We start from the raw sequence: 8,928 nt of genomic DNA, 5'->3' as shown, positions 1-8,928 counted from the left end.
ATATCAGGGAGAATGGTGGGTCCGCATCACCGGGGCAGCCGATGGCTGGGTTTTTCGCGACTATTTGAGTTGTAGTGGCAGTGATTTTTGAACTCGAAGAATGACCTGACGACCGGGCAAAGGCAAGTATCCAACAGATGGACTTAGTGGAGGAAGGAAAGTCCGACCCGGCAGACTCTGTTGGAAATTTACTGCACTGCGCAATCGCGCTCGCGTGCCCCTACAACGATTTTGCGACCTTGAAGGAAGCCCTGGGGAAACTATCGGCCGCTCGAGAGCCTTGTCAGAAGCGCGACTAGCTCCGACTGCCGATGCGTTTGCGTCTTGGCGAAGACGGACTTCAAATGGTTACGCGCGGTCTCATAACAAACGCCAAGTTCGTTGGACGCCGTTTCAACGCTCTGTCCCGAGCAAATCTTTCTCGCCAGTCTCGCTTCGGAAGTTGTCAGGCCGAAGGAAGACCGCAGCACGGCCTCGGGCGGGGGAGGTCTCGCGCCCGGATCAACGAGAATGACGACTGCTTGGCACGGCGCGAGCGCGTTATAGGAGACATTCGGAAGCCGCAACGGATAGGCAAGGAGCGGAGGGGGCATCGATGCGGTCGTGTCCGGGGAACACAGGAGCGCTTTCAGCGATCGGTCGAGAGCGGCTGTCGCGGTTCGGTCAAAGGAGGCCAAACGTCGGCGCGTGATCTGCAGGCCGAGCCCCAGAAGCCTTTCCGCCGAAGCGTTGGTAGGAGTACATTGCCGCTCCTGTCCAGCATGATGGCAGCCGTTTCGGTCGCGCTAAAGGCATCTAATGCTGCGTCGACCCTCCCGAAACCGATTGCTTGCGCAACTGCGGCGGTAGAGCCCGGCTGCTTCGAAAGTTGCGCAGGCGGCATAGTCGTCATCCTTGTGGCTATCTCCGCGCGATAAAGCTTCTTTTGCGTCGTGAGACCAAAGCCGGCAGTCGCTGGACGCGCTGATTCACCCTAACACCCTTCCATTTTATTTGAAACACACAGCTGGCCAACTTGGCATGCGCAGACCGGAGACTAGCTCGCCTTGAAAAAACGGCATCCATCATTTTGATGGGTGCGTCGACCGACATTTGCGTGTCCAATGCACCCTCGGCGGGTTTGGATCGATTCGCCTCCTAGGAAAAGGACCGGGTCGGCCAGGTGTCGGCGGCAATTCCTGGCAATGCGTGGAGTCTGCCAGATCGCACCCGGAGTCCGCCCGACGACTTAGGAACATCGGCATGAAGAACCGTTTCGAAGCCATACTAGATCCGAGCTGCTGGTTTGAGATATGGGACAACGTGAACGATGAACCGGTCATCCATCGCGACCGTCCGCTCTTGTCCGCTTCGGGGAAGTCGGCGGCAAGGATCGCCCGCTTTCTCAATGGGGCGGCAGGATCCGATCCGGTGCCATGTTTGAACGGGCAAAACATTGTCACTCATTTAAGATCGACAGCACCTTCCCATCCTGCGTCGCCGAATAGCTGGATCGTATCCGACCCGTCGCCGTAGACCGTGTATCCGATGCCGTTGGAGTTCCACTCCTTGTCGCCCTTGACGCAACCGACGAAGCTGACGGAAGCCGTGCCATTCGGATACCATTCGGAAAGTTTCCATGTGCACGAATCCCCCTTGCCGTGAAAGCTTAGATTAAGCTTGATGTCGCCGGGTTTTCCGTCGGGATGCTCGAAACGCGAGATTTCAAAGGCGGTCGCGATCTTGCGAATCTCCTCGCCTCGGTCCTTGAAGAAGGCGACGGCCGCCGCCCTGGACGCTTTTCCCAACTTTCCGTCCGGCTTGCCTTTGTAGTAGCCCCACTCCGAAAGGAGCGACTGGAACTCTCTCTTTGTGGAAGGGGAGGCGCCTTTCTCGATGCCATCGGGCATGACTCTGTCGCTCGGCAACGCATGGAGGGCGCGCCATGATCCCCTGGCGCGTGCAAGCTCCTGCAGCGACATGCCTACCTTCGCCTTCCCCGGCGTAGCTCCGGCGTCGATGAACCCTTTCACGACGGCGTCGTTGTCGGCGAGGACGGCCGCCTCCAGAGGGGTTATGCCGTCTCCGTCTGGCGCGTTGGCCAAGGAAACGAGCCCAGGACGATTGACCAGCATGTGCAAGTAGGGATTAGTGGACTTCGACGCGGCGTGTGCGGCCATCACGACTGCCACCGACCTCCCGTTATCGTCCTTTACGCTCAGGAGTTGCTGGATCGACGTGGTTGGGCGATAGGCGATCATGGCCTCCGCTATGGAATCCGACTCCGCATCCTGCCGCGCATAGGCGGCATGGAGAGCGGAGACGCCCCCCGGACCGACCGCGAACGCATCGGCGCCAGCGGTCATCAGGAGCCTGACCGAGGAACGATCCCCGAACGCCGCTGCGTAGACGAGAACCGGATATCCTTCCGCGTTCTTTTGGTTCGCGTCGGCTCCGGCGGATAAGGCGGCCTGCACCTTGCTCTCGTCTTGCGCCTTGATCGCCGCGAACAGGTCCGGCGCCGGGCTGAAGGCCGTGGACCCCCCGAGCCGAACAGCAAGGTCGGGCTTCCCGATCGCGGCGGCGATATCGGCGGGCTTCGTTCCGTCGTCCCCTTTTATGCCGGGATCCGTCATGACGTCGCCCAGCAGGAGATTGATGACATCCTTGTCTCCAGCGATGACAGCCAGGGTGAGGATGGGCACTCCGCGGATTTTCATATCTGGATAGGAAAATTCGTCCAAAAGCGTTTTTACCATCTCCGCGTTTCCGGAAATGACGGCCACGGCCAGCGGAGTGATGTCCGCTTTCGGCGATCCATCCGCCAAGGCTCCGAGCTTCAGCAGCAGGCGGACAGCTTCCAGATCGCCTGCCTGCGCCGCCTCCAGGATCGGAGTCACGCCTCGGCCGTCTTCTGATCTTGGATCGGTCCCGGAGGCCACCAGGCTTCGCAACGCCTCCAGATCTCCTCTTCTGGCAGCCGACCGCAATCGGTCCCCGGTCCCGGGAACCTTCCCTTCGAGCAGCATCGCTTTCATCTCGACCGAGCCGACGTTCTCGGCATATTTGGCGGGCGTGCCCCGGGACGTGGCCGCTTGCGGATTGGCGCCCGCTGCAACTAGGGCAGAAGCGGCGTCAAGGCTGTCATCCCCTATCGCGATGATGAGGGCGTTCGTGCCGAAGGAGTTGAATTGGTCGGCCGGCACCCCGAATCCGGTGAGCCGCTTGACGATGTCCGCTTGGTTCAGGTGGGCGAAATAGGACAGTGCGTCGCCAGCGAGCGGTCCCGGCAAGGCTTTGATCCGATCCTCCGTGACGGTCCCTTTCTGCAGGCTGTCGACAAGCTTCGCCAACTCGTTGTGCGGCTTTCCCGGCGAAGAGCCGTCTACGACACCTGTCGGCGCGGCGGTCGCTTCTACGGCGAAAGCTGCCGTTCCAGAACAAAGGCAGGCGGCAAGGGCCAAGGCAGCCGCTCCTCCGCCGCGTGCCCGCTGGATTGTGGACCTCAGTCGGCGGCGCGGAAAATTTTCCCCGTTCATCTGCACCCCCTGTCGTATTCCCTCTGGTTCCCGTTGATGCCCATCCGGATGGCCGCCCCCTGTCCTGCCGCCTCGTATTGCGGCAGAACCCTGTAGTATTCTTGGATCTGCTGCTGAATCTGGCTGCACTGCAGGGCGGAATATCTAGTTCCACCGGATTGCCGGGCCGACTGCCGCGGCGCCGGGCGGCTCATCGTCTTCCGGTACTCCCGCTGCACTTCGGCGACAGCCTCTTCGTAGGCTTTTCCGCGGCCAACGTACATTCCCTGGTGCTCGCGATACGCCTGCAGTTCGTCGTCCGACAAGGTGTCAGGACCGGAAAGGCCCGACGCCGACGCCGTTCCTGCGAAACGCGAGTTCTCGGCCTGACGCGCATCCGAAACGAGACGGCCGAGGCCCGAGTCTTCGTTGAACGCAGACAGCCCGGCCTGCAAGGCGGAGGTGGCCGTCTTGTTGATGCTGAGCAGCTGTCCAAGCGCCACTTCGAACATAAAAGATTGCAACGGCCCCCATTGCTGGAGGCTGGCCACGCCGCCGACCGCTTGGTTCAGGTACCCTTCGGCGCCGCCGCGCCCCGAAAGGTCATGGACCATCCCGCCGATCTCTATCATCTTTCCCCAGACATGGGCGAGCCTCCGAATCCGGGGAGGGACCTCCTTCAGCATCTCTAAGGTCTTCAAGCCATTCAGAGCCGAGGCATCCGCGACCTTTCCACCGATGTCCACTGCGTATTTCTCGTGAGAGCCTAGACGTCCCAGGTCGGCATCGCGTTTTTCCGCCGCCTGGTTGGCCTGATATGCGTAGACCTGCTTCATGCAGCGCAAACGGGCTGCCGACCCTTTGGAAAGTACTTCCGATGCCTCGTCGTGCAACCGCCCGGCCTGCTCGTAGAGGGATGTCGATTCCGAATTTGTTCCCGACTGCAGGACTATTTGCCATGCCAAATCGCCCGCGGCCTTTGCGCGGTCGCTTATCTGTTGAAAGATCGAGCGATACTGGTCATAGACCGCATTGCAGTCGCTCGCCGAAGTCGGAGCGATCGGGTCAAGCGGAAACTGGTATCCTTGAGCACGCGCAGCTCCGCCCGACGCGAGCAATGCGACGACAAGGAAAACGGACTTGGAGGCCCCCTTCATGTGCTGCCCCAAAGAATGGCGCCGAGCGCAATGCGCCCAAGGTGTTTTGGCACCAGGCATGCGAGCCTACTTCAACTCGCTCTTAAGTGCATCAAATCTTCTTCGAACTAGAATCTCCGGCACTGAGAGTTGGCTTGCCGGCGGCATAGTTGCCACCCTTGGCTATCTCTGCACGGTAAGCTTTTTGGGGTTCTTGGCGTCGTAGGCCCAAAGCTGGCGTCGCTGGAGGCTGATTCACCACAAGATCCCTTCCATTTATTGGAAACGCACCGTCCAGATGCCTACGGCATAGGAAGCCGCCTTTACTGATGGCTAAGCCATATGTCGATGCGGTAGCGGTCGGAGCCCTGCATCGGCAATATGCCCTCATCGCGTCTTTCGACCGCATCACGCAGGATCACCTCCATTTCCTCTAGCGCCGCTCCGATTCTCCACCCGTCGGCATTCGGCGCGGCATAACCGAGGGCGTTGGGGACAAGCGCGCATTGCGGCGTGATGGCCCTGTCAAACTGTTCAATCCTGCCCGGAATGAGCCGCAATGACTCGAAAACATGTTCGTTGATGTTATCGCGCAGTTTGTTCGGTTCGATCCAGACCGGGAGTCCGCTGCAAACATTGATATAGACCCAGCCGATCGGGCGCGAGTCGTCGAGAATGGTCTGGTAGGTGACCTTGCGGCCGCTGACGTCCGGCGGCTCCGAGAGCGCTACTGCGGGCTTCTGCTGGACTGCGGAAGGTGCCACGGGTGGATTTGATGGAGGACGATATCCGACGATCAGGTTCCGCGTAGCTGCCGTCGAAGGCCAGCTTTGGTGGGCTAAGCCCACGCTTGAGAAAAGCCGACAAATGCCGCCTTCGGAGTAGTGGTCAAAGCCGACGCAGCCCGAACGTGAGGAGCAAAGGGAACGGCATGCTGGCAAGGGTGCTATGACCTGCGCGCTTACCGTCCCGTCCAGTGCAGTTACAGGATAGTCGAAGAGTTCCGCCGTGGTCTGCGCGCTTGCCGTTTGAACTCCAGCAAGAGGAATGAGAGGTGTCAAAGACGCGGCGACGACCCCAAGCAGGTGTGCGAAGAATCTGCAGCGAGACAGACACGCAAACATGTTTTCCCCTTCGCCAATATTCTGACTCTGGTGAATTTGACCGTGAAGTTGGCGAGGGTTCACTGATGTCCAAAACGACAAGGTGATGTCGAGCACCGCAGCCCTGCGCACCAACTACCGTATACTGGACTCGTCCCCGCTGCGTCGACATAGGACGGCCAGCCTGAAGCCTCGTGGCAGATCGCAGTCTTTCACGTTTACCCTCTTTCTCTTGCCCTCGGCTTCTTTTGCCCTCAGCAATGCCCGTTCCGCCCCACAATATCGGCGCGCGGTGACGGTAGTCCTCCAGCATTTACTTTTCCAGTCCCAAATGGGGGATGCGACCACGCGAAATTGGTGCCAAACTGGGCAAAACTGTTACGAAGAAACCAAACTGTTACGAAGAAAAAGGAAGTATGACCGTGATCCCGACAGGTTAAGTATCTGGGCCGAATCTACTAAAGGGCTCGTTGACATAGCGTTTCCTTCAGTCGAAGTATATTGGTCGGGATGCTGCGTGTGGTTAACGGCCAATACGTGCGGCAGGGGAAGGTAGCCATGGCTCGAGGGGGCAACGCCCACTTCGTTCGTTCAACACAGGCGCGCACCGGCGACGTATTGGCTGTTGCGGGGAAACCGCTGTGGCGTGACTGCGAAACGACCTTCGCCCGCATCGACGAACTGTGCGGGGAAGACGCGTCGAGGCTGTTCGCCGAGCCGATCGTCAAGGAACAGGAGGGCGGTGCCCGTCTGGTCCTTGCGTGGTACGGCAGCTTCGACGACGAGCCGAAGCGGCTAGATGCGCTCGAGCGAGGAATGCGGTCACGGGTCGAGTCGAACTTGGCCGCGCGGATTGAGGCACTTCGTCCAGCTCTGTCGGATCAGGAAATCGGCGAGACCGTCGGGGCGATGCTCAACGTGGCGGACGAAAGCTCGATCCTCGCCGTCGGCGAGAACGCTATCCTCACGAATTGGGGGATGCTGCCAGAGGAAGCCCGTTCCTCTCGCGCCGGATTCGTGCGGCACAGCGAGAAGACAATAGGCCCATACCTTCCAAGTGGCATATCGCCCGGGGTACCAGGTCAGGCGTGGGCTGTAGTTGGAGGATTCGAGATGGCCGGACAAACTCCCCCGCGGCGCGTCATTGCTCCCGGGGCCGCCAGTTTCTCCCGGGAGACGCAGGTAGCGACCCCGGCAAGACGCAGACGGTCTTGGCTTTGGCCCATTGCGGCGCTTTCGCTGGTATTCGCCGTCTGCCTGATCTATGTGGCCTGGCTTTGGCCAAGCCACCTTGTTTATCCGGAAGTGCTCTCACCGGAGCCAGTTCCTCTCGTGAACAGCGCGGAAGTCAACCGGATCGTTGAAGAGCAGATCGGCAGAATGAAAGCGGAGCTTGCAAAGGAGCCGTGCGCTGCAGATCCTGCGGTTTTTGGTCCTCCGCTGCCGGATGCGGGGAAGCGAGCCGATAGCGACGCGCCGCTCCAATGAGCCAGTTCGTCGTCACCACTACGCTCAGCCTGATGCGTTCCCTTGGATCGACGGCGGAGCGTTCGGTCCATCGGCTCCAGGCGGTGCTCGGACGGGAATTCCCCCGCGGGATCGGGCTTGAGCTGGCCGAGCCCGTGCCCCGCACGGACGGCTCGGGGATCGACTGGTATACCGAGCGCGACGAGCCTCTCGTCCGCTTGACCGACTTCCCGCCCGAAATAGCTGCCGTTTACAAGGCGCGTCTCTACCAATCCGTCCAGGCAGTTCTCAAGGCGGCCGCCGCGCATGAAGCTCGCACCGACCCGGCGGCCAGGTCGACTGCGACTGCGCTGCGCAACGCGGTGACGTTCCCGGGAGAGGAGAACGTATGGATTTCGGGCGGCTCCGACGGGAGCGACGGAGTGCTCGTCCTCACGGCGTGGGGATACGAAAAGCACGACTCCGAGACGACCGGCAAGGGAGAAATAATTGAGATTAGTGACCGCCAGCTGTCTAATACAGCGCATCAAACGGAGCAGTCCGTGCGACGGGCGGCCGGACCTTCCCGGTGGCGGTGGGTCGCTGGCAGTCTCCTTTGGCTCGTTCCCATAGCGCTCGCGGGGGCGACCGCATGGCTGCTGATCCCCGCCTGCGGCTTGATCCTTCCGTTCGGCGCCGTCGCATTCGGAAAGGGCGAAGGAGCCTACTGCGCCCTGGCGGCGCCGCTGCCGACCGTTGATCCGGCCAGCCTGCGGACGCAGGAACTGATAACGGAAGCAGCGGCGATCGAGGTCCAGCTTCGGCAGCACCTGACTTCGTGCATACCAAAGCCGCCTCAGACGAAGGCGTCGCAGGATATGGACAAGCGACTAGGGACGGGGCACACCGGTAAGCTGCAAGTGACATTGTCATGGCACACCCTGGACGACCTTGACCTAAGTGTCGCTTGCCCAGGAGGAATTCTTGGCGGCAACAAGGGCGCCAAGGGTCCCGGGGTTTGTGGCGATGGCGTAAGGGACCGCGATTCAAACAGGAATCTCAAGGAAAACATAAGCTCCGAACCCGTCGAGAACATCGTGTGGCAAGACGACATTCCACAGGGTACTTACGAGTTTACTGTAAACCCGTGGACTGCAAAGATTAAAAACAGGAATATCGGTATCCCGTTTGACCTCAGGTTCAGGCTTGATGGGAAAGAGACAATCTGTCATGACGTTGTAACGCGCAGTGTCGAAAATGGCGACGGAGTAACCGGTACAGTCAAAAATATCACTTGGAATTTCGGCGATACTCTGCCTGATTGCAATTTTACAACTAAACAAAGTTCACTTTGTACTACAGATTGCAAGCAGTAGCCGATGCTATGTTAGCGCCACGCTTGACACGAATTTATGGAGATCGCCTGAAGAGAGGCTGTCCACGGGATGCACGAAACACGGATGCTGGCGAATGTTGTCGACTTGAGCAAAGGGTTCACTCTGTTCCCCAGCCCGCCCAGCTGGGCTTCGGATTGGAGACGGGACAGAGGCCGCGTCGCGCTTCGTCGGGCGCCGCAGGCCCGGCCAGGCTGAAGAAGGTGAAACACCAAATGCGCTTGAGGAAACAACCGGGTGGCGCCGGGAAGCGAGCTGAAAGCGGCGCGTCGGGACCGCTCCAATGAGCCAGTTCGTCGTCACCACTACGCTCAGCCTGATGCGTTCCCTTGGATCGACGGCGGAGCGTTCG

5 protein-coding genes are annotated in these 8,928 nt (G+C 60.1%); 2 read left to right on the top strand and 3 right to left on the bottom strand.

Features of this window, described 5'->3' with window-relative positions:
- Positions 1-1,442: 1,442 nt before the first annotated feature.
- From AC0L3N_RS23680 to AC0L3N_RS23670, 3 genes are all read right to left on the bottom strand, one after another.
- Entirely contained in the window at positions 1,443-3,443 is a 2,001-nt protein-coding gene (locus tag AC0L3N_RS23680) for an ankyrin repeat domain-containing protein (protein ID WP_473549758.1), read from the bottom strand.
- A 71-nt stretch (positions 3,444-3,514) separates the two neighbouring features.
- Entirely contained in the window at positions 3,515-4,654 is a 1,140-nt protein-coding gene (locus tag AC0L3N_RS23675; protein ID WP_473549756.1) for a hypothetical protein, read from the bottom strand.
- Positions 4,655-4,956: 302 nt separating this feature from the next.
- Positions 4,957-5,853: a PAN domain-containing protein gene (locus AC0L3N_RS23670; RefSeq protein ID WP_473549755.1), complete on the bottom strand. Its 897-nt coding sequence runs from the start codon at positions 5,851-5,853 to the stop codon at positions 4,957-4,959.
- Positions 5,854-6,294: 441 nt separating this feature from the next.
- Here AC0L3N_RS23670 and AC0L3N_RS23665 point away from each other — a divergent pair, with 441 nt between their 5' ends.
- A complete protein-coding gene (locus AC0L3N_RS23665; protein WP_473549754.1) occupies positions 6,295-7,224 on the top strand; it encodes a hypothetical protein in 930 nt (309 codons plus the stop codon).
- Positions 7,221-8,558 carry a hypothetical protein gene (locus AC0L3N_RS23660; RefSeq protein WP_473549752.1) on the top strand — a complete coding sequence of 446 codons (1,338 nt, stop codon included), beginning with the start codon at positions 7,221-7,223 and terminating at the stop codon, positions 8,556-8,558. The genes AC0L3N_RS23665 and AC0L3N_RS23660 overlap by 4 nt, the downstream gene beginning before the upstream one ends.
- Positions 8,559-8,928 lie beyond the last annotated feature (370 nt).

Source organism: Mesorhizobium sp. WSM4807 (assembly GCF_055811615.1).
This window is presented reverse-complemented; position numbering and strand designations above follow the sequence as displayed.